Raw genomic sequence first — 22,135 nt, 5'->3', positions numbered from 1 at the left:
GGGCGCGCCATATTTTATCGGGAAGTAGCTCAGCTTGGTAGAGCACTTGGTTTGGGACCAAGGGGTCGCAGGTTCGAATCCTGTCTTCCCGACCATTCTTCTAATATTAATTTAATGGGGCCTTAGCTCAGCTGGGAGAGCGCCTGCTTTGCACGCAGGAGGTCAGCGGTTCGATCCCGCTAGGCTCCACCAAAGTTTTTTGCAAGCAAAATAAACTATCTACAATCATACATTTGGCGGTGTAGCTCAGCTGGCTAGAGCGTTCGGTTCATACCCGAAAGGTCGGGGGTTCGACTCCCTTCGCCGCTACCATAATCTTTTTGCTTAGCAAAATAACAAAATATGAGGACCTTTAGCTCAGCTGGTTAGAGCAGACGGCTCATAACCGTCCGGTCGTAGGTTCGAGTCCTACAAGGTCCACCAGTAATTTTATTAATACGGAGGAATACCCAAGTTCGGCTGAAGGGATCGGTCTTGAAAACCGACAGGCGGGTCATACCGCGCGGGGGTTCGAATCCCTCTTCCTCCTCCATTTTATTACTTCACAAAAGAAATATTTTTATTATCGCGGGGTGGAGCAACGAGCGTTACTTCACTGAAAAAACTGCGAGTTGTATCAATCGAACAGCTGCTTGATTAAGCTTACAGAGATTGATACAGTCCATACAAACTATGGGCATGAGTAAAATAGTTTATTTTATATTATCGCGGGGTGGAGCAGTCCGGTAGCTCGTCGGGCTCATAACCCGAAGGTCGCAGGTTCAAATCCTGTCCCCGCAATTTGGTCTGGTAGTTCAGTTGGTTAGAATGCCTGCCTGTCACGCAGGAGGTCGCGGGTTCGAGTCCCGTCCAGACCGCCATTTTGAGTGGCTCAGTAGCTCAGTCGGTAGAGCAAAGGACTGAAAATCCTTGTGTCGGCGGTTCGATTCCGTCCTGAGCCACCATTTATATTTTGGTGGAAGAATACTATAATGGCGATTGTGGCGAAGTGGTTAACGCACCTGATTGTGGTTCAGGCATTCGTGGGTTCGATTCCCATCAGTCGCCCCATTTAGTAATTAAATATTTGCGGGTGTAGTTTAGTGGTAAAACCTCAGCCTTCCAAGCTGATGTTGTGAGTTCGATTCTCATCACCCGCTCCAATAGGTTATGGGCCTATAGCTCAGCTGGTTAGAGCGCACGCCTGATAAGCGTGAGGTCGATGGTTCGAGTCCATTTAGGCCCACCATACATTTTTGTGAATGCAAAATAACTTCTATTGTTCCGCAGTAGCTCAGTGGTAGAGCTATCGGCTGTTAACCGATCGGTCGTAGGTTCGAGTCCTACCTGCGGAGCCATTTTTTTATGGGGAAGTACTCAAGAGGCTGAAGAGGCGCCCCTGCTAAGGGTGTAGGTCGGGTAACCGGCGCGAGGGTTCAAATCCCTCCTTCTCCGCCATGAAATTAGGCCCCTTGGTCAAGTGGTTAAGACACCTCCCTTTCACGGAGGTAACACGGGTTCGAATCCCGTAGGGGTCATACAAAAAGGCTGATGATATTTTATCATCAGTTTTTTTGTGCTTTCTTAGTCTCTAACATGAAAGTAGCATTACTAAAATGCTGTGTGTTCCTGTGATTAGGAAGGTTGAAAAAGCTGAGGCTCGTTTACTAACCTAAACATATGATGTTCCAGACATTCAAATCCTCTCAAATGAAATCCCCAGCTCGTCTATCCAATTAAGCTCGCCATTTTCGTAAAAACCTATACTAATATAATTTTTTCATCACTTGGATTACTAAGAAAAACGTTGATAACGCTTACAATTATAGGGTTTTCAGTAAAGTTACTAATTACTAATTTCCGTAATATAAATAATATTTTTTATAAAAAAATACATAAAACTTTATATAATTTTGTAGTTTCGTGAAGGGGAATTTGTAGTTTTGTGTCGAAATCAGTAGAATTATTGTGTTTTTTGTCTCTCTTTATCCTTTATTGTCAGAAAAGATAAAAAAGTATTATGAGAATTATTTGTATTTTGCACTTATAATTAAGCCTTGAAATACATTTTCACAAGGATGAGGTTAATAATGGCAGTGAATACTTTATATCCAACCGACTATCAGTTACATCTATTTCATGAGGGGAACCTTTTTCAAAGTCATCACTTATTTGGTTCTCATGTGCTTACGGAGTCTGACAAAGTATATACGCGATTTTGTGTATGGGCTCCAAATGCGAAAGAGGTTAGACTAGTTGGCAATTTCAATAGCTGGAATGGAGATGGCTTCAATTTACATAGGGTAAACAAAGAAGGTGTATGGATTTTTATCATTAATCAAGACCTGAATGGATGCCTCTATAAATATGAAATTATCACAGCTCAAAATGAAAGAATCTTAAAAGCGGATCCATATGCATTCTACTCTGAACTGAGACCCAATACGGCTTCTGTTGTGTATTCATTGAAGGATTACACTTGGCAGGATAACCGGTGGATGCAAAGGAAAGAAAAGAGAAATTTCATATCTGAACCACAGGTAGTCTATGAGGTTCATTTTGGATCTTGGAAAAAACATGATAATGGAGATTTTTTAACATATAGGGAAATGGCTGCAGAACTCATCCCTTATGTGATTGAACATGGTTTTACACACATTGAATTATTACCTCTTATCGAGCACCCCTTTGACGGTTCTTGGGGATATCAGGGAACTGGCTACTTTTCGGTAACCTCTCGCTATGGTACACCAAAGGAATTCATGTACTTTATCGATCAATGTCATCTGAATGGAATTGGCGTTATCCTTGACTGGGTTCCTGGCCATTTTTGTAAAGATGCACATGGTTTGTATCGGTTTGACGGTTCCCATATTTATTCCTACCAAGCAGAGAATGATAGAGAAAACCATGTTTGGGGTACTGCAAATTTTGATCTTGGAAAAGGTGAGGTCCAAAGCTTTCTGATCTCAAATGCATTATTTTGGATTGATTATTTTCATATTGATGGGATTAGGATGGATGCAGTTGCAAATATCATATATTGGCCTAACTCATCTGAAAACAGTCAAAATCCATTCGGAATTGATTTCCTAAAAAAACTAAATGTTGAAGTTCATGAATATGATCCAACATTTATCATGATTGGGGAGGATTCGACCGATTTTCCAAATGTTACTGCTCCTGTTCATTACGGTGGACTAGGATTCGATTACAAATGGAATATGGGATGGATGAATGACATGTTAGAATACATGGAAACTCCGCCATATTCACGTTCAAAAGCTCATTCTAAAGTGACTTTTTCGCTTCTCTATGCCTTTTATGAAAACTTTATGCTTCCTTTTTCACATGATGAAGTTGTCCATGGAAAAAAGTCACTGCTAGACAAAATGCCTGGTGATTATTGGGAAAAGTTTGCGCAGTTACGATTACTTTTAGGATATATGTTTGCACATCCTGGAAAGAACCTTTTATTTATGGGATTTGAATTAGGGCAGTTTTCAGAATGGAAAGATAAAGAACAGTTAGATTGGAATTTACTAGATTATGAGATGCATCAAAATGTAAATCAGTATGTCAAACAATTAATAAAAGTATATAAACGTTCAAAAGCACTTTATGAACTAGATCACATGCATGATGGCTTTGAATGGATTGACTGTAATAACGTTAGCCAATCCGTATTTTCTTTTCTAAGAAAAGGTAAAAGTGAGAATGACTATCTACTAATTATCTGCAACTTCACAGGTGTACACTATCCAGAATTTAAAATTGGTGTACCGGCTCAAGGTGAGTTTCGTGAAATTTTTAATAGTGACCATCAGGACTTTGGCGGTGCTGGATTTGTTAATAAGAAAACATTTATGGCTTTAGAAGAGCCGTTTCATGGTAAACCTTATTCTGTTAATGTGACGATTCCGCCTTTTGGTTTTCAGATCATTAGACCAGTGAAAAAACGAAAGGAGCGAAAAGGTAATGATAAAGAAAAAGTGCGTAGCCATGCTATTGGCAGGAGGGAAAGGAAGCAGACTTAACTCGCTAACGAAAGATTTGGCGAAGCCTGCTGTCCCTTTTGGTGGAAAGTACAGAATAATAGATTTTCCCTTAAGTAATTGTGCAAATTCTGGCATTGATACAGTGGGGGTGTTAACTCAGTATCAGCCATTGGTTTTAAATTCGTATATCGGTATTGGCAGTGCTTGGGACCTTGACCGGAAGGATGGAGGGGTAACCGTTTTGCCCCCATATGCAGAGACTTCAGAAGTAAAATGGTATACGGGGACGGCAAGCGCTATTTATCAAAACATTAATTATTTGAAACAATACCAGCCTGAATATGTGTTAATTCTATCGGGTGACCATATTTACAAAATGAACTATGAAAGCATGTTACAATATCACATTGAACAGAGAGCGGACGCAACGATTTCTTTGATTGAAGTTCCTTGGGCTGAGGCAAGTCGCTTTGGGATTATGAATACGAATGAGGATTTAAGAATTGTAGAATTTGAAGAAAAGCCAGCAGAGCCCAAAAATAATTTAGCATCGATGGGGATTTATATTTTCAATTGGAATATCCTGAAAGAATATTTAGAGATGGATGCTAGAAATACTAAATCCTCCCATGATTTTGGTAAGGATATCATTCCGATGATGTTAGAGGAAAATAAAAAGTTATATGCTTACCCTTTTAAAGGTTATTGGAAAGATGTAGGGACAGTAAAGAGCCTTTGGGAAGCAAATATGGATCTATTAAATGACGAATGTGATTTGGACCTGTTTGATCACGATTGGAGAATTTATTCCGTAAACCCAAATCAACCGCCTCAATATATCTCACCCGAGGCTATTGTTAAGGATTCGTTAATCAATGAGGGTTGTACAATAGAAGGGAAAATTGAGAATTCAGTTCTTTTTCAAGGGGTTAGCGTCGGTAAGGGAACAAGTATAAAGGAATCTGTGATTATGCCTGATGCAGTAATCGGTGAAAACGTTAAGATTGAAAAAGCGATCGTACCAAGTGATGTTATTATTCCGGATGGAACCGTTATATGTTCATTTGATGATGAAATTATCCTTGTTACAGAAGAAATGATAAGCGGGTTATATCCAGCTTTTTAATAGTTTTACTTTTTAAATTTTGAGTGCGATCTAGCTCCGGGTGCCGATGAGCTGGCGCCCTACGCTTTTATTTTGGGAGGGACTAGTATTGAAAAGAAGGTTATTAGGTGTTATTGACGCTACAACGTATCATGATGATTTAGAGGAACTTTTGACACATCGTTCACTAGCAGCCCTGCCTTTTGCAGGGCGATATCGTATTATTGATTTTGTTCTTTCTAATATGGTGAACTCTGGAATAAGAAGTGTAGCCATCTTTCCAAAAATGACCTATCGTTCCTTAATGGATCACCTTGGTTCAGGTAAGAATTGGGACCTGAATCGCAAACGTGATGGCCTTTTCTTTTTTCCCACTCCCGTTGTTGATTCAGATATAAACAAAATCGGATCATTTGAAAACTTTGCTGCAAACCTAGATTTCTTTTATCGCAGTTCTCAAGAGTATTCGATTATTACAAATTGCTATACGATTTTTAATATGAATTTCAAACCATTATTAGACAGGCATATTCACTCTGAATGTGATATCACTGAAATCCACCATGAAGATGGTTCTCCCATGGAGATGTATTTAGTAAAAACCTCCCTGCTTATTAAATTAATTGAAACAAGATATGAAACCGGTTATACATGCATGAGGGATGTCGTGTTAGACCCTGAACATCAATATTCTATTTGCCAATATGATTATTCGGGTTACGCGGTAATGATTAATTCTATCCAAAACTATTTTTCTACTAGCTTGAATCTATTAAATGCAGATGTTTGGCATCAGTTGTTTGTTAAAGAACAGCCTATCCTGACAAAGGTAAAAGATGAGCCGCCAACTCGTTATTTAAAGGGATCAGTTGTTCAAAATGCGATGATAGCTAATGGATGCATCATTAATGGCACCGTTGAAAATAGCATCATATCCAGGGGCGTTAAAATTGGAAAAGGTGCAGTCCTTAAAAACTGCATCATTATGCAAAAGTGCGTGATTGAAGATAATTGTTACCTCGATTCCGTCATATTAGATAAAGATGTAAAGATTGAAGCTGGGACCATTTTAACAGGTACCGCTAAAGACCCTTTTGTCGTTCGGAAAGGTACAAAGCAAGGAGCGTTGATGAATTCGTGAAAGTATTATTTGCAGTTTCAGAATGTGGTCCATTTGCTAAATCAGGGGGGCTTGCAGATGTTGCAGGCTCCCTGCCAAAAGAGCTTAAAAGTCTTGGCACAGATGTGAGGGTGATTCTTCCTAAGTACGGAACGATTGCCGATGACTTTAGGGCGGATATGAAAAAAATTAAAGAGTTCACTGTTCCTGTTGGTTGGAGAAATCAATATTGTGGTATAGAGGAACTCTTATATCAAGGCGTTACATATTACTTTGTTGATAATGAATATTATTTTAAGCGTGATGGCTTTTATGGATATTTTGATGATGGTGAAAGGTTTGCTTATTTTAACCGGGCTGTGTTGGAAGCATTGGCACACCTGGACTTTTATCCAGATGTACTCCATTGTCATGATTGGCATACTGCGATGATTCCATTTTTACTAAGAATGGATTATTACAAGCGTAAAGGCTATGGTCTAATTCGAACTGTTTTTACGATCCATAATTTGCAGTTCCAGGGTATTTTCCCAAGAGAAACGCTAGGGGACTTACTAGGATTAGATTGGGGAGTTTTCCAGCCTGAACATTTAGAGTTTTTTGGATGTATTAATTTTATGAAGGGCGCTCTAGTAGCGGCCGACGAAATTACAACAGTTAGCCCAACCTACAAAGAAGAAATTCAAACACCTGTATATGGTGAAAAATTGGATGGTCTTTTAAAAACGCGAGAAGAAGAGTTGGTTGGAATCCTAAACGGAATTGATGATAAATTTTATAATCCTGCCGATGATCCACTGATCTATAAAACGTACACAGTGAATACGCTTGAAAATAAAGCAGTGAATAAAAGTGAGATCCAAAAGTACTTTGGGCTGCCACAAAAACCAAACACACCATTAATGGTGATGATTACCCGGCTGACAAAGCAAAAGGGGTTAGATCTCGTTAAATGTGTATTAAGAGATATTCTTCATGAAGATATTCAAATGGTGGTCCTCGGTACGGGAGACTATGGATATGAAGAGTATTTGCGTCAGGCAGCAAACGCCCATCCAGATAAATTAAAGGTGCATATTGGATTTAGTGAGGGACTAGCACATAATCTCTATGCAGCTGCAGATCTTTTTCTAATGCCATCCCTGTTTGAGCCATGTGGGCTAGGTCAACTAATTGCAATGAAATATGGCGCGGTACCGATTGTACGTGAAACAGGTGGGTTAAATGACACAGTTCAATCGTGGAATGAAGCTTCCAATGAGGGAAATGGCTTTTCATTCAAAAATTTTAATGCCCATGACATGCTTTATACCATTAGAAGGGCATTACACTTTTATCATGACCCGTCTTGGGAATCAATTGTTCAAAAATCGATGGAAAAGGATAACAGCTGGGCCCAGTCGGCATTTAAGTATAATCAGCTGTATGCGAAGCTGATCTCGAGGAGTGAAACCCATGTTTTCTAGTCCAACAGAGTTTAAGAATACTTTTCTGAAAAAGTTGAATATGGTCTGTGGCAAGAGCTTTACTGAAAGCTCTGCAAGGGACCATTATCAGACACTGGGGATTATGATTCGAGAATTTGTCAGTCATGATTGGATAAAAACGAATGAACGGTATCTGGCAGCAAAAGGGAAGCAAGTCTATTATTTATCAATTGAATATTTATTAGGTAAGCTGTTAAGGCAAAACCTAATTAATCTGGGGATAGAAGAGACTGTACAAGCTGGGCTTAACGACCTTGGTATCGACTTAAGTAATCTTGAGGATTTAGAGAGTGATGCTGGCTTAGGGAACGGCGGCTTAGGCAGATTAGCTGCTTGTTTTCTTGATTCCCTTGCCTCGCTTAATCTTCCTGGACATGGACATGGGATTCGCTATAAGCATGGTCTGTTTGAGCAGAAGATTGTAGATGGATTTCAAGTAGAATTACCGGAACAATGGCTCAGAAGCGGTAATGTTTGGGAAGTTCGCAAGGCAGACTTGGCTGTTAAAATTCCTTTTTGGGGTAAGGTTGAGGGGAAAACAGAAAATGGTCGTCTTGTGTTTCAGCATTTACATGCAGAAACAGTGACAGCCGTTCCGCACGATATGCCAGTGATAGGCTTTAATTCTGAAACGGTTAATACATTAAGATTATGGAATGCAGAGCCTTCACAATTCCCTATCCATCAGGATATATTAAAATACAAACGGGAAACAGAATCTGTTTCAGAATTTCTCTATCCAGATGATACGCATGATGAAGGGAAAATTTTACGACTTAAGCAGCAATATTTTTTAGTTTCTGCCAGTTTACAGTCTATTATCAAAACGTATCGAAAACAGTATGGTCATTTAGAGGAATTCCATCAGCATGTCTGTATTCATATCAATGATACCCACCCTGTATTGGCTATTCCTGAATTAATGAGAATTCTGATTGATGAGGAAGGATTAGATTGGGACAAAGCCTGGTATATTACAAAGCATACCATTTCCTATACCAATCATACGACATTATCTGAAGCATTGGAAAAGTGGCCAATTCGGATTTTCCAACCGCTATTACCTCGAATCTATATGATTGTTGAAGAAATAAACGAGCGGTTTTGCCAGGAGTTATGGGATCAACATCCAGGAGATTGGGATAAGATAGCAAAGCTGGCCATCATTGCAGAGGGATATGTAAAAATGGCTCCTTTAGCAATCGTAGGAAGTTTTAGTGTGAATGGTGTGGCAAAGCTGCATACAGAAATTTTAAAAAATCGTGAAATGAATGATTTTTATCAGCTGTTTCCGGAAAAATTCAATAATAAAACAAACGGGATTGCCCACCGACGCTGGCTATTAAAAGCGAATCCGGATTTATCAGCGCTTATTACCGATTCCATTGGTTCTTCATGGATGAACTCACCGAATGAATTAATTCAATTATTAAAATATCAAGATGATTCATCTTTCAAGGAACAGCTTTTGAAGATTAAAAGGGAAAATAAACAAAAGCTTGCTGAAGTGATTCAAAGCAAGAACGGGATTGTTGTAGATTCCTCTGCTATTTTTGATGTCCATGTAAAGCGCTTGCATGCCTATAAACGGCAGCTTTTAAAGGTATTACATATCATGTATCTTTATAATCGTATTAAAGAGGATTCCAGCTTTTCAATGGTACCAAGGGTATTCATTTTTGGGGCAAAGGCGTCTCCCGGTTATTATTATGCGAAGAAAATTATTAAGCTCATTAATACAGTGGCCGAGAAGGTTAATCATGATCCGTTTATTGGGGAGAAAATGAAAGTTGTTTTCCTCGAAAACTACCGTGTTTCACTCGCAGAAAAAGTTTTCCCTGCTGCTGACTTAAGTGAACAGATATCAACGGCAAGTAAAGAGGCATCTGGTACAGGAAACATGAAATTTATGATCAATGGAGCACTGACAGTTGGAACAATGGATGGTGCCAATATTGAAATTCATGAATTAGTCGGCGATGAGAATATTTTTACGTTTGGTCTTTCCGCAGAAGAAGTCCTGCATTACTATCAGCATGGAGGGTATCAATCGGTTGAATACTATCACCATGACAGCCGAATTCGCCAAGCTGTTGACCAACTGGTAAATGGATTTTTCCCTGGTGTTTATAATGAATTTGAACCAATTTTTGATTCTTTGCTTGCAGAAAATGACCAGTACTTTGTTTTAAAAGATTTTGCAGCGTATGCTGACACGCAAAGTGCCATTGGTGAAAATTTTAGAAATCAACAAATTTGGCAAAAAAAGTGTCTGATTAACATCGCTCAAGCAGGTTATTTTTCGAGTGATCGAACGATTAAAGAGTATTCAGATCAAATTTGGGGTATTAAACCGATATAAATAAAAGGCTTCTGCTTAAATGCAGAAGCCTTACTTTTTACGAAATAAAATATCCTAAAAATAGCCCAATGGCAAGCAATAAACCGAAAATGGTATTGGTTTGTGCCGTTGCTTTCATTGCAGGAGCCATTTGAATCGCTGAAACACCAGCTCTAAATCCTTTAATTGCTTTCGTTGCTTTAGGAATACTAAGAAGCACGACTACTGTCCAAATTGGAGCAACCCCTGTAATAATAAGGCCTAAGACCCAAAGAAATGAAAAACCGAACATGTAAGCCATCAAGGTAACTGCTCTATTTTTTCCAATAAGAATGGCTAATGTTTTACGACCATTTTCTTTATCTCCATCTAAATCCCTAATATTATTAGAAAAATTAATCGCACCAACAAGAACTAAAATAGGAACTGAAATTAGTACGCTAGTGGTTGTGACCATTCCAGTTTGGATAAAGAATGAAATTAAGATGATTAGCATGCCCATAAAGAAACCTGCAAAAATCTCTCCAAATGGAGTGTAGGCAATTGGAAATGGTCCTCCTGTATATAAATAACCAACTGCCATACAAACAAGCCCAAGAGCTGCTAGCCACCAGCTAGTACTCATACAAATATATACTCCAATCAACAATGCAATCCCATAAAGACTAAGTGCGAGCTGCATAACTGTTTTCGGCTTAATTCCATCACGGACAATTGTACCGCCAATCCCGATTGAATGTTCATTATCGAGTCCACGTTTAAAATCATAATACTCATTGAACATATTAGTTGCTGCTTGAATTAATAAACTGGCAATTAACATAGCAAAGAAAAGACCAACGTGTATTTTCCCATGTGTAAGTGCAAGCAGCGTACCAAGCAAGACTGGAACAAATGCTGCCGTTAATGTATGTGGACGGGTCATTTGCCACCAAACTTGAAAACCACGATTCGATTCGACGACAGGCTTGGAAGTATGCTGTAAATTTGTCTGCATTCATACCTCTCCCTTTCATAAAAATTTTCTCTATATTTAATCGTTATATTGACCTATTGTATTTGTGAATTCCAAACTTAAGTATATTGAATCTGCCGACAAGGGTCAATTAATTTTTATTAGCTGAAATAGTAGATAATTCCTGTCTGATTATTAATGAGTGTTTAGAGGGAAAATGAAAGAAAGGCAAATATAAACCTGCACGGTATTTTTTAAGATATAATAAAATTGATGGTAGGATAGGTAGTGACAAGTAATACTGACTTCTTTACAATGGAAGTGGTATCTTTAAATAGGCAATAAAATGAATGGATAACAGTCAATTGACTGTTTTGGAGGGATTTTTTTGGTTACCATTCAGGAAACAGAATTAAAGGAAAGAGGTATTTTGGCTGTTCGTACAGCTAAAAAACTACGCAAGCCGATATTAATTAGTGAAGTTCATAAAATGGACACGATTGACCCTTTGTCCTTTTTCAATAGTGGCAGGGAGCGCTATTTTGGGGAACGTTTCTATTGGAAAGACCCATTGGAAGAGGCTGTGATCGTAGGCCTTGGCATATCAAAACAAATTCAGTCGGATCAGGCTACTGACCGCTTTTTTCATGTTGAAGAGGAGCGGAAGAATTTTTTAAAGGATAGCCTTATCTTTAACCCATTCCATGAAAATGGCTTAGGCCCTGTTATGTTTGGAGGATTCTCTTTCGATCCGCTTAAAGCGAAAACAATGCTATGGTCTAAATACGCTGATTCTTTATTTCATATTCCCAAATATATGTTAACAATCGTTAAAGGTCAAACGTTTTTAACTACCAATATTGTTTGTACCCCAAATGATGATTTTACCCTTTTTGAAAAAGTCATCAAAGAGCGAATGCAGTTACTTTCTTCGCTCGAACAGGATTTCAATCATAACCCAGCAAAGCTTTTACACACGAAAGAAATTGCACCGCTCCAGTGGAAACAGAGTGTAGATGATGTGGCAGAGGGGTTAAAAACTGGTTCTTTAAAAAAGGTTGTTCTTGCTAGAGAGCTAAGACTAGTTTTTGATAAGCAAATTCATTCAGAAATGATTCTTGAGAATCTTTATAACCAACAGCGAGAAAGCTTTATCTTTGTTTTTGAGTCTAATGGAGATTGTTTTATTGGTGCAACTCCAGAAAGGCTTGTAAAAAAACAGGGAAATAGTGTGTTTTCAACCTGCCTAGCAGGTTCAATCAAACGGGGGGAAACCGCAGCTGAAGACGAGAGCTTAGGGCAATCATTATTAAATGATCAGAAAAACCTGATTGAGCACGGATTTGTGGTTGAAATGATAAAAGCGGCTTTAGAGGAATCATGTGAGGAAATTATCCTTCCAGATAAACCGCAATTAATGAAAATTAGAGATATTCAACATTTGTATACACCTGTAATTGGTAAGTGCCATAAGGATGCATCCTTGCTTTTATTAGTTGAGAGGCTTCATCCAACCCCGGCTCTTGGCGGTCTACCAAAACAAGAAGCTGTTGAAAAGATAAGAGAAGTTGAAGAATTAGATCGTGGCTTTTATGCTGCGCCACTTGGATGGGTCGATTATCAAGGAAACGGTGAGTTCGCAGTTTCTATACGATCGGGACTTATTCAAGGAAAAGAAGCTTCCTTATTTGCTGGATGTGGTGTCGTCGCCGACTCTGATTCTCAAAGTGAATATTTGGAAACTAGCTTAAAATTTACACCCATGCTTCGTGCCCTTGGAGGAAATTAATATGAGTCATCAAGAAACATTAACCGCGTATTTAGTTGCCTTTGTGGCAGAGTTAGTACAAACAGGGATTACAGACGTTGTCGTTAGTCCTGGATCTAGGTCAACGCCTATGGCCATGGTGATGGCTGAACATCCTGAAATAAAAATTCATATTCATGTAGATGAGCGGTCAGCTGCTTTCTTTGCGTTGGGGATGGCAAAAGCTACCAACAAACCAGTTGCGATTTTATGTACATCTGGAACAGCAGCAGCTAACTACTTTCCTGCCATTGTCGAAGCCCGCTATTCTCGTGTTCCGTTACTTGTGCTAACAGCGGATCGACCGCATGAGCTTAGAGAAGTAGGTGCCCCACAGGCAATCGACCAAATTCATTTATATGGTCAGCATGTAAAATGGTTTGCAGATATGGCTTTGCCTGAAAATAGTAAGGAAATGATCCGTTATGCAAGGACAGTATGTGCACGGGCAGCGGCCATTGCCACGGGCGCACCAGCTGGTCCAGTTCATTTGAATTTTCCGTTCCGGGAACCGCTCATTCCGAAATTAGCGGAAGAAAGCTTCCAATTAGAAGAACGCGCTAAAGGGTATGTCAAGGTTCGAAATGGTGAATTGACGATAGGTGAGGATGAATTTAAGGAAATTTCTCTGAAGTTAAATGGTTATAAAAACGGAATGATTGTTTGCGGAAATATCGCTGACGAACGTTTTGCAAAGGCTGTCACTGATTTATCGGCCGCATTAAAGTTCCCAATCTTAGCAGATCCATTATCACAGCTTCGAAGTGGAAAACACCAGCTAGAAAATATTACCGAGGCATATGATACATTCTTACGGAATGAAGACGCCAAGACTTACTTAAAACCAGATGTCATCCTGCGGTTTGGGGCAATGCCAGTATCAAAGGCATTAACGATTTTCTTAAAGGAGAACCATCAAGCTGAACAATTAGTCATTGATGGTGCTGGCGGGTGGCGTGATCCTGCTTCATTATCAACTGAAATGATTTACTGTAATGAAACCATTTTTTGTGAGCAATTGTTAGCTTTTACAGAAAAAAGAGAATCAACAGAATTCCTAGAAAAATGGCAAGGAGTAAATAGTCTTACCAAAGCAAACATGGCACTTATTAAAGATAGTCAAAAATTAAGTGAAGGTCGATTATTTTATCAATTAGCTGAGATGCTACCTGATGGCGCAACATTATTTGTTGGCAATAGTATGCCAATTAGAGACTTAGATAGTTTCTTTCTTAATAATCGGAAATCAGTTAAAGTTATGGCAAATAGAGGTGCAAATGGGATCGATGGTACCGTCTCGACGGCTTTAGGAGCGGCATTATATTCTCAACCCTTATATTTGGTCTTAGGAGATCTGACTTTTTTCCATGATTTAAATGGTTTAGTTGCAGCGAAACTATACGACATCGATATCCGAATCATTGTTGTCAACAATAATGGAGGAGGTATCTTTTCCTTTTTGCCACAATCACAACATCCAAAGAATTTTGAACTTTTATTCGGCACTCCTTTAAACCTAGAATTTGAACATGCTGTTCGGATGTTCAATGGGAACTTTACTAAGGTAAAAGACTGGGAACATTTAGGTGAACTTATGAATCAATCTACCACGGTAAATGGATTGCATGTATACGAAGTGGTTACCAACAGAGATAGCAATTTGACAGAACATCGCGAATTTTGGCAAATTGTTTCCTGGGAAATATCAAATTATGTCAAAGGTACTCATTAATGCAAGTAAATAGCAATGATCTTTGTTATCATGTAGAAGTCTGCGGAGTCAGTAAAGGGTTTCCATTCCTTCTATTACATGGTTTTACGGGAGATGCTTCGACATGGGTACCTTTTTGTACAGTTTGGGGCAAACATTCAAGATTAATCATTCCGGACATTATCGGACATGGAAAAACAGAAGCACCAGAAGAAATACATCGTTATAGCATCGAAGCAGCTGCTGCAGACATGATCGTGCTCTTAGATCAGTTGGAAATTGCTCAAATCGACGTTCTCGGGTATTCAATGGGTGGGAGACTAGCACTTACTATTGCACTTTTATACCCAGAGAGAGTTCGTAAGCTTATTTTAGCCAGTTCTTCACCTGGGTTGAAAACAGAGGAAGAAAGAACGTTTCGCCGTATGAAAGATGGAGAACTAGCAGACTTTATTAATGAACATGGAATTCAATCTTTTGTTGACTATTGGGAAGCGATTCCGCTTTTTTCAACTATGGTCAACCTCCCTAATCGAATCAAAGAATCAATTAGGGAACAAAGGTTGTCAAATTCAACTATCGGTCTAACAAATAGTTTATTAGGGATGGGGACTGGGTCGCAGCCATCGTGGTGGGACAAGTTAAACATGCTTACCTGTGAGGTTTTACTTATTACAGGAGAAAAGGATGAAAAATTCTGCAGTATTGCTGAAAAAATGCAAGCAGAAATGAAAAAAGCTTTATGGATTGTAATAAATGATGGTGGACATGCAATTCATGTGGAACAAAAAGAAAAATTTGGTACAATAGTAAGTGACTTTTTGTTAAATGATAAATAAGGAGGAAGATTGTTTTGACAGTAGAATGGATTGCAAGTCGTAAATATGAAGAAATTCTATATGAAACATATAATGGAATCGCGAAGATCACGATCAATCGCCCACATGTACATAATGCCTTTACACCGAGAACCGTTAGTGAATTAATTGATGCCTTTGCTTATGCACGTGATGATTCCAATGTTGGAGTTATCGTGTTAACTGGAGCAGGAGATAAGGCATTTTGTTCTGGTGGTGACCAAAAAGTTCGCGGACATGGTGGATATGTTGGGGATGATCAAATTCCTCGTTTAAATGTTCTAGATCTTCAACGTTTAATTCGTGTTATTCCCAAGCCAGTCATTGCAATGGTAAAGGGATATGCCATTGGCGGAGGGCACGTTTTACACGTTGTTTGTGATTTAACGATTGCAGCAGACAATGCTGTCTTTGGACAAACTGGTCCAACTGTTGGAAGCTTTGATGCAGGTTATGGATCAGGCTATCTGGCAAGAATTATTGGACATAAAAAGGCTCGTGAAATTTGGTACCTCTGCCGTCAGTACAATGCACAGGAAGCACTTGATATGGGCTTAGTAAATACGGTTGTTCCACTTGAAAGAGTGGAAGAGGAAACGATTCAGTGGTGTAATGAAATTCTCGAGAAAAGCCCAACAGCGCTGCGTTTCTTAAAGGCTGCTATGAATGCAGACACGGATGGCTTAGCAGGTCTACAGCAATTAGCTGGTGATGCAACACTTCTTTACTATACAACAGAAGAGGCCAAAGAAGGCCGCGATGCATTTAAAGAAAAGCGTAAGCCAGATTTCGGTCAATTCCCGCGTTTCCCTTGATTTATAAGTTATTATGTTGCAGCTTGATGGAATCCATCAGGCTGTTTTTAAATACTAGGCTGTGTTAAAGGTAAATGTTGATTACACTCAATTTGAAAAATAGGCGGAGAAATTCCGTTTATTTCGGGAAATTCCCATATTTCCCTTAAAATAAGCGGAGTTTTTCCGGTTATACGTTCCAAAACGATGGCTTTTGTCTTATTGTGAACAGTTAGTCGGAATATCTCCGCTTATATCTGCTCCTTAAGCCTCCACTATCGACATTAGCCGGAAATTCTCCGCTTAAAAATTTTTCTACACGAAAATCAACAATGAATAATAACAGAGCCAAATACTAAAGCGAAAGCTAGACAAAACTAGAAAGCAGGTGACAGAGGATGCAATTTGAAAATATACCAAACTTCCTGAAAAAGAGAGCATTTTTAACACCTGACCGTACAGCTATTTACTTTAATGAAACGACTATGACGTTTAAAGAACTTTATGAAGGTGCCTATCAAACTGCTGGCAAGCTGCAGGGGGCAGGCATAAAAAAAGACCAATATATTGGAGTATTATTGAAAAATCATCTTGAAACCGTTGTGTTATTATTTGCTCTACAGCTCCTCGGTGTCAAAGCAATCATCCTTAATAACCGCTTGAGTGTAAAAGAATTGGTTTGGCAGTTAAACGACTCAAGAGCCACTGCATTAGTGCTAGAAGCCGAATTTCAAGGGATTAAACACGAAGTACATATACCTGTGTTTACGAAGGAACAGCTATGGTCAGCGCCCCATGAAATGCCTGAGATTCAGGAAGAAGTAAATTTGGGTGATATCTGCACTGTTATGTATACATCGGGGACGACGGGAAATCCAAAAGGCGTGCTGCAAACATATGGAAACCATTGGTGGAGTGCAGTAGGATCTGCATTAAATTTAGGATATACGGAAAGTGATCGTTGGCTTTGCAGTGTCCCTCTTTTTCATATTAGTGGTTTTTCCATCCTAATGCGCGGTGTGATCTATGGGATGCCTATTATTCTCCATGAAAGCTTTAATGCTGAAAGAACGATAATCGATATAGAAACCAAACATGTTACCATTATGTCAGTGGTAGGGACAATGCTTTCCAGGATTGTAGATACTCTTAAAAACGCTCAACTTCCCGTTCATTTTCGATGTTTTCTTCTAGGGGGTGGTCCTGCACCTTTACCACTATTGGAGGCCTGTCTAGCTAAAAATTTACCTGTTTTTCAGTCCTATGGTATGACAGAGACATCATCACAAATTGTAACCCTAGCTCCTGAATATAGCATGACAAAGCTTGGTTCAGCAGGTAAGCCGTTGTTACCTTCGCAGCTTAAGGTCGTTTTGGAAAATGGAGAAATTGCATCATCAAGAGAAGCAGGAGAAATTGTCGTAAAGGGTCCCAATGTTACCGGCGGTTATTTGTATCAACCAGAAATCACAAAGGATAAATTAAAAGATGGCTGGCTGCATACTGGGGATATTGGCTATTTGGATGAAGAAGGCTTTTTATATGTCCTTGAGAGGCGTTCTGATTTGATCATTTCAGGGGGAGAAAATATTTATCCTGCGGAAATTGAATCCGTTTTATTAGCCCATCCTGACGTAGCAGAGGCTGGTGTCACAGGTCTTAGTGATGAAACATGGGGACAGGTTCCCGTTGCCTTTATCGTTCGAAAAGAAAATGCAGTCGTTACTAAGCAACAGCTTCAGGAACATTGTCTAGTAAATTTGGCTAAATACAAAGTACCGAAAAAGTTCCTCTTTACCGAAATGCTTCCGAGGAACGCTGCGAACAAATTACTGCGGAGGAAGCTGTATGAACTGGTTAATGAGAGCAGGGATAACGATTGAATATAGTAAATGTTAACCTTAAAGTGATAAGTATGCCATTAAAATCACCATTTCACACACACCTAGGTACGGTAACTGAACGAGAAGGAATCATTGTCGAAGTAACGGATTCTAATGGGATTTCAGGATTTGGTGAGGGTGTAGCCTTTTCAACTCCCTGGTACACTGAAGAGACGGTCAAGACAAGTTTACATATTTTAAGCGATATTTTAATCCCAATGCTCATGAAGACCCCGATTAAGCAACCAGAGGATGCAGCACCTCTATTTCATTCACTTAAAAGAAACCATATGGCTAAGGCAGGGTTAGAGATGGCTTTATGGGATTTGTATGCAAAAAGGAAATCGAAATCACTTGCAGCTGTCATCGGAGGGACCCGCGGGAAAGTAGCTTCTGGAGTAGTAGTTGCGGCCGATTCACTGATTACCTGTTTAAATCAAATTGAAAAATACATTGAAGAAGGATATCAGCGGTATAAACTCAAAATTAATCCAAGACAGGATTATTCCTTTTTATCGGAAATACGGCGCCACTATCCAGAGCTGCCAATCATGGCAGATGCAAATTCTTCCTATACATTAAAGGACCTGGACCGTTTAAAAGCCCTTGATGATTTTAATCTTTTAATGATTGAGCAGCCGCTTGCAAGTGATGATATTATCGAGCACTCTCTGCTTCAAAAAGAAATAAAAACGCCAATCTGTTTAGATGAGAGTATTGTCAGCTTTGAAGATGCCAAAAATGCCATTGAACTTGGGAGTTGTCAAATTATTAATATAAAAGCAGGAAGAGTCGGAGGTCTTTATGAAGCAAAAAAAATTCATGATTATTGCCAAGCTAAGGGGATTGAGGTTTGGTGTGGGGGAATGATTGAATTCGGGATCTCCCGTGCGCATAATATTGCTTTAGCTTCACTTCCAGGCTTTACACTTCCAGGTGATATCTCTGCTTCCCAACGATTTTGGGAGGAGGATATAATTACCCCAGAGGTAACAGTAGAAAATGGATATGTAACCGTTCCTGACAGTCCAGGGATTGGGGTTGCAATCAATGAAAAAAGGCTTAAAGAAACAACTCTAATTGAAAAATCATATAGATTTTTAAAAAAATAACCAGACACCATGTCTGGTTATTTTTTTCTATATATCTGAAGCTTCAAATGTTTTACAATCCGTTTCTTGACTGTTGTCAGCTGTTTTCCCTTTGTGGCTGACAACATAAATACTTTCAGCACTGCATTTATTTCCCTTTGCCCAAAAAGAGCAATTATTTACTTCACATAATACGTCCTGTGCCATTCGTATCACTCCTTATGATCATTCGTAATACAGAAATAGCTTTTGATTTTTCAATGCATATCATCCATGTCAGTAAAAGGGAAAGCATCCATCTAATTGTTTAAGGCTGTTTTTAACGATGCAATATTCTGCTCCATCAGTGAAAAGTACGTTTCTTTATCCTTGATATTTTCTTTTGTTAATACCCCTAAATTATGGACAGGTAAAGCTTTAGCACCAATTTCTTTCTGCACAATCTCCGCTAATTTTGATTGGACGTTTTGTTCAAAAAAGATATAATGGATGCCCTCTTTATTTGCCAATGAGATAATTTTTTCAAGTTCCCTCTGTGTTGGTTCATTGGTGGTAGAAAGACCGGATATACTAATTTCTTTAATGCCATACCTTTGTTCCCAATAACTAAAGGCAGAATGAGTAACAAGGATATTTTTGTGTTTTGCATTTTGAATCGTGCTCTCGAATTTTGAATGTAATTCATCTAATTCAGCTGCAAGCTGTTGATAATTTTGATCAAAAGCTTCTTTGTTTTGAGGCATTTTTTCAACTAAGGTATCTCTAATAACTGCTGCCATTTCTTTAGAATAAATGGGGTCAAGCCATACATGTGGATTAAAATCTCCATGCCCGTGATCCTCATGATCTTCAAGTTCCTCATTTTCCTCAACGGGATTTAAAATGAGATTATCAGCAGTTGGAATCAGTGAAACATTTTCAGTTTTTAACGTCTCTTTAGCTTTTTCAACAAACCCTTCTAAACCCAAACCGATGTAGAAAAATAAGTCTGAATCAGCCAGCTTTATCATATCTTTTTGGGATGGTTCAAATGTATGCTCATCTGCACCTGGTGGATATACTGTATGTACATTAACGAAATTGCCACCAATCCGTTCCGTAAAATATTGCAGCGGGAATACGGTTGTATAGACGGATAATTGATCTGTTTCTTTTTGCGATTGACCTTTTTTTTCACTGCAAGCAGTCATGACCAAACCCATCAGCAAGATAAATAGTGAATAAAGTATAATTTTTTTCATAAATGCTCCTTTTGAATAATATTAAACCGGAGTTATTACGATTTATATTCAAAAAATTTTTAGAATTCAAATCTTAATAAAATGTATAATACGGAACGATTCCGATTTCCTTATGTATCTTACAAAAAAAATGTTATAATTGCAAGTAAAAAAATTGTTGTATCCTTTAGTTTTTATGTATTCTTAGTATAGACAAGGAGAGGTGTGATAATAGTGACTGAATCTAGATTATTAAATGAAATTCTTACTTATAACCAAAAGTTTGTTGAAAATCGTGAATATGAGAAGTATGAAACAACAAAATTCCCAAATAAACGTACGGTTATTCTAACTTGTATGGATACAAGACTATTAGAATTATTGCCCAAAGCAATGAACTTAGGAAATGGCGATGTAAAGACCATTAAAAATGCAGGGGCACTCGTGTCTCATCCATTTGGAAGTATTATGAGGAGTATTCTTATCGCTGTTTACCAGCTTCAGGCAGAGGAAGTCCTTGTAGTTGCACATTACGATTGTGGGATGAGTGGATTAAAGGCAGAACCGGTAATAGAAAGTATGAAGGACCGAGGGGTATCAGAAGAAACCATTAATACCCTTACATATTCAGGTATTAATATAAATAAATGGCTGCATGGATTTGATAACGTCACAGAAAGTGTGGAGCATAGTGTTGAAGTGATCAAAAATCATCCGCTCATGCCTGAAGGTATTCCTGTGCACGGACTTGTGATTGACCCTAAAACAGGGAAACTTGATCTTATTATCGACGGATACAAAAATTAACGGTCTTTTTTTTCTGGAACCGGATCTATTCCGCCCGGATGAAAGGGATGACATTTAAGAATTCTCTTTAGCGTAAGCCAGCCTCCCTTTAAAGCGCCAAACCGTTGAACGGCTTCCAACCCATAATGGGAACAAGTCGGATAAAATCGGCAGCTTGGCGGCTTAAGGGGCGAAATCACAACTTGATAAAAACGAATAATAGAAATAAATACCTTTTTTAGCATCGGGGCACTCCCTTTGTACAGATTACTTAAAAGATATCATAGTTAGAAAAAAACGTCTAAATTGTTAATTAATCCTAAGTGGATGAAAAAACTCGGAATTTATTGTATGATACTAGATAGAAGTTAAAAGGGAGTGGTAAATATGCCTTCAGTAGAAAGCTTTGATTTAGATCATAATGCGGTTAAAGCCCCTTATGTAAGACATTGTGGCGTCCATAAGGTAGGAAGTGACGGTATTGTTAATAAATATGATATCCGTTTTTGCCAGCCGAATAAACAGGCAATGAAGCCAGATGTAATTCACACATTAGAGCATCTGCTCGCTTTCAATCTTCGAGCACATGTTGAAAAATATAACCATTTTGATATTATCGATATTTCACCCATGGGCTGCCAAACAGGCTACTATTTGGTCGTTAGCGGCGAACCGACAGTAGAAGAAGTCATTGACCTGCTTGAAGATACAATGAAGACTGCAGTTGAAATAACGGAGATTCCAGCAGCAAACGAAAGACAATGCGGGCAAGCGAAGCTCCATGATTTAGAAGGAGCAAAACGCTTAATGCGTTTTTGGCTTGAGCAAAGTAAAGAAGACTTAAAACAAGTATTTGCATAGATTGAACTACCCCTCCTTATCAAACCTTACGGTCTGATTGAAGACGGGGATTCCTATGAACACCAAAGTATCCTTCAGTTTTCTTAATAGGCTAGCCCCGCAGTTCCTGCGGTTAGAAGTCTTATTGCTTCATTTTTAAG

The 22,135-nt window shown here is 38.8% G+C and carries 17 protein-coding genes and 14 tRNA genes; 27 read left to right on the top strand and 4 right to left on the bottom strand.

The window, feature by feature from the left end:
• Positions 1–18: 18 nt before the first annotated feature.
• From BLR86_RS24825 to BLR86_RS24735, 19 genes are all read left to right on the top strand, one after another.
• A tRNA-Pro gene (locus BLR86_RS24825) sits at positions 19–95 on the top strand.
• 21 nt (positions 96–116) lie between these two features.
• Positions 117–192: transfer RNA gene (locus BLR86_RS24820), tRNA-Ala, on the top strand.
• 43 nt (positions 193–235) lie between these two features.
• Positions 236–312: transfer RNA gene (locus BLR86_RS24815), tRNA-Met, on the top strand.
• A gap of 34 nt (positions 313–346) precedes the next feature.
• Positions 347–423, top strand: a tRNA-Ile gene (locus BLR86_RS24810).
• Positions 424–439: 16 nt separating this feature from the next.
• Positions 440–532, top strand: a tRNA-Ser gene (locus tag BLR86_RS24805).
• A 174-nt stretch (positions 533–706) separates the two neighbouring features.
• Positions 707–780 (top strand) — tRNA-Met (locus BLR86_RS24800).
• A 3-nt stretch (positions 781–783) separates the two neighbouring features.
• Positions 784–860 (top strand) — tRNA-Asp (locus BLR86_RS24795).
• Between the two features lie 8 nt (positions 861–868).
• Positions 869–944 (top strand) — tRNA-Phe (locus BLR86_RS24790).
• 30 nt (positions 945–974) lie between these two features.
• A tRNA-His gene (locus BLR86_RS24785) sits at positions 975–1,050 on the top strand.
• Between the two features lie 18 nt (positions 1,051–1,068).
• Positions 1,069–1,142, top strand: a tRNA-Gly gene (locus BLR86_RS24780).
• A 9-nt stretch (positions 1,143–1,151) separates the two neighbouring features.
• A tRNA-Ile gene (locus tag BLR86_RS24775) sits at positions 1,152–1,228 on the top strand.
• Between the two features lie 34 nt (positions 1,229–1,262).
• A tRNA-Asn gene (locus BLR86_RS24770) sits at positions 1,263–1,337 on the top strand.
• Between the two features lie 9 nt (positions 1,338–1,346).
• Positions 1,347–1,437, top strand: a tRNA-Ser gene (locus BLR86_RS24765).
• 8 nt (positions 1,438–1,445) lie between these two features.
• Positions 1,446–1,517: transfer RNA gene (locus tag BLR86_RS24760), tRNA-Glu, on the top strand.
• A gap of 552 nt (positions 1,518–2,069) precedes the next feature.
• A complete protein-coding gene (glgB, locus tag BLR86_RS24755) occupies positions 2,070–4,016 on the top strand; it encodes a 1,4-alpha-glucan branching protein GlgB (protein ID WP_090768257.1) in 1,947 nt (648 codons plus the stop codon).
• Entirely contained in the window at positions 3,958–5,103 is a 1,146-nt protein-coding gene (locus BLR86_RS24750) for a glucose-1-phosphate adenylyltransferase (RefSeq protein ID WP_090768255.1), read from the top strand. Before glgB ends, BLR86_RS24750 begins: the two co-directional genes overlap by 59 nt.
• 88 nt (positions 5,104–5,191) lie before the next feature.
• Positions 5,192–6,223, top strand: a complete 1,032-nt coding sequence (locus tag BLR86_RS24745) for a GlgC family sugar phosphate nucleotidyltransferase (protein WP_090768252.1) — start codon at positions 5,192–5,194, stop codon at positions 6,221–6,223.
• Entirely contained in the window at positions 6,220–7,668 is a 1,449-nt protein-coding gene (gene glgA / locus BLR86_RS24740) for a glycogen synthase GlgA (protein ID WP_090768249.1), read from the top strand. The genes BLR86_RS24745 and glgA overlap by 4 nt, the downstream gene beginning before the upstream one ends.
• Positions 7,658–10,051 (top strand): glycogen/starch/alpha-glucan phosphorylase, encoded by a 2,394-nt coding sequence (locus BLR86_RS24735; RefSeq protein WP_090768247.1) that lies wholly within the window; start codon positions 7,658–7,660, stop codon positions 10,049–10,051. Before glgA ends, BLR86_RS24735 begins: the two co-directional genes overlap by 11 nt.
• 37 nt (positions 10,052–10,088) lie before the next feature.
• Here BLR86_RS24735 and BLR86_RS24730 read toward each other — a convergent pair whose 3' ends face one another.
• Positions 10,089–11,027, bottom strand: a complete 939-nt coding sequence (locus BLR86_RS24730) for a 1,4-dihydroxy-2-naphthoate polyprenyltransferase (RefSeq protein ID WP_090768244.1) — start codon at positions 11,025–11,027, stop codon at positions 10,089–10,091.
• A gap of 346 nt (positions 11,028–11,373) precedes the next feature.
• Here BLR86_RS24730 and BLR86_RS24725 point away from each other — a divergent pair, with 346 nt between their 5' ends.
• The 6 genes from BLR86_RS24725 to menC all read left to right on the top strand — a co-directional run bounded on the left by BLR86_RS24725 (position 11,374) and on the right by menC (position 19,149).
• A complete protein-coding gene (locus BLR86_RS24725) occupies positions 11,374–12,774 on the top strand; it encodes an isochorismate synthase (protein WP_090768242.1) in 1,401 nt (466 codons plus the stop codon).
• Between the two features lies 1 nt (position 12,775).
• A complete protein-coding gene (gene menD / locus BLR86_RS24720) occupies positions 12,776–14,524 on the top strand; it encodes a 2-succinyl-5-enolpyruvyl-6-hydroxy-3-cyclohexene-1-carboxylic-acid synthase (protein WP_090768239.1) in 1,749 nt (582 codons plus the stop codon).
• The gene (gene menH / locus BLR86_RS24715; protein ID WP_090768236.1) at positions 14,524–15,342 is read left to right on the top strand and encodes a 2-succinyl-6-hydroxy-2,4-cyclohexadiene-1-carboxylate synthase; all 819 of its coding nucleotides are present in this window, start codon (positions 14,524–14,526) and stop codon (positions 15,340–15,342) included. Before menD ends, menH begins: the two co-directional genes overlap by 1 nt.
• A gap of 14 nt (positions 15,343–15,356) precedes the next feature.
• A complete protein-coding gene (gene menB / locus BLR86_RS24710; RefSeq protein WP_090768233.1) occupies positions 15,357–16,175 on the top strand; it encodes a 1,4-dihydroxy-2-naphthoyl-CoA synthase in 819 nt (272 codons plus the stop codon).
• Between the two features lie 377 nt (positions 16,176–16,552).
• Positions 16,553–18,037 carry an o-succinylbenzoate--CoA ligase gene (locus BLR86_RS24705; RefSeq protein WP_090768230.1) on the top strand — a complete coding sequence of 495 codons (1,485 nt, stop codon included), beginning with the start codon at positions 16,553–16,555 and terminating at the stop codon, positions 18,035–18,037.
• Positions 18,034–19,149 carry an o-succinylbenzoate synthase gene (menC, locus tag BLR86_RS24700; RefSeq protein ID WP_090768227.1) on the top strand — a complete coding sequence of 372 codons (1,116 nt, stop codon included), beginning with the start codon at positions 18,034–18,036 and terminating at the stop codon, positions 19,147–19,149. The genes BLR86_RS24705 and menC overlap by 4 nt, the downstream gene beginning before the upstream one ends.
• Before the next feature lie 27 nt (positions 19,150–19,176).
• On the opposite strand, the gene BLR86_RS24695 is transcribed toward menC, so the two are convergent.
• Both BLR86_RS24695 and BLR86_RS24690 read right to left on the bottom strand, forming a co-directional pair.
• A complete protein-coding gene (locus BLR86_RS24695) occupies positions 19,177–19,335 on the bottom strand; it encodes a DUF1540 domain-containing protein (RefSeq protein WP_090768224.1) in 159 nt (52 codons plus the stop codon).
• 92 nt (positions 19,336–19,427) lie between these two features.
• The gene (locus BLR86_RS24690; RefSeq protein WP_090768221.1) at positions 19,428–20,369 is read right to left on the bottom strand and encodes a metal ABC transporter solute-binding protein, Zn/Mn family; all 942 of its coding nucleotides are present in this window, start codon (positions 20,367–20,369) and stop codon (positions 19,428–19,430) included.
• Positions 20,370–20,582: 213 nt separating this feature from the next.
• Between BLR86_RS24690 and BLR86_RS24685 the strand changes: the two genes are divergently transcribed.
• Complete coding sequence (locus BLR86_RS24685; protein ID WP_090768218.1) at positions 20,583–21,155, top strand: beta-class carbonic anhydrase; 573 nt, start codon at positions 20,583–20,585, stop codon at positions 21,153–21,155.
• Here the strand turns inward: BLR86_RS24685 and yidD are convergent.
• On the bottom strand, positions 21,152–21,379 hold the full coding sequence (gene yidD / locus BLR86_RS24680; protein WP_090768215.1) for a membrane protein insertion efficiency factor YidD: 228 nt from the start codon (positions 21,377–21,379) through the stop codon (positions 21,152–21,154). The two genes, BLR86_RS24685 and yidD, sit on opposite strands and share 4 nt — an antisense overlap.
• A gap of 142 nt (positions 21,380–21,521) precedes the next feature.
• Between yidD and BLR86_RS24675 the strand changes: the two genes are divergently transcribed.
• Entirely contained in the window at positions 21,522–21,995 is a 474-nt protein-coding gene (locus tag BLR86_RS24675; RefSeq protein WP_090768212.1) for an S-ribosylhomocysteine lyase, read from the top strand.
• Positions 21,996–22,135 lie beyond the last annotated feature (140 nt).

It is taken from the genome of Bacillus sp. OK048, from assembly GCF_900103525.1.
Taxonomy (GTDB): domain Bacteria; phylum Bacillota; class Bacilli; order Bacillales; family Cytobacillaceae; genus Neobacillus.
This window is presented reverse-complemented; position numbering and strand designations above follow the sequence as displayed.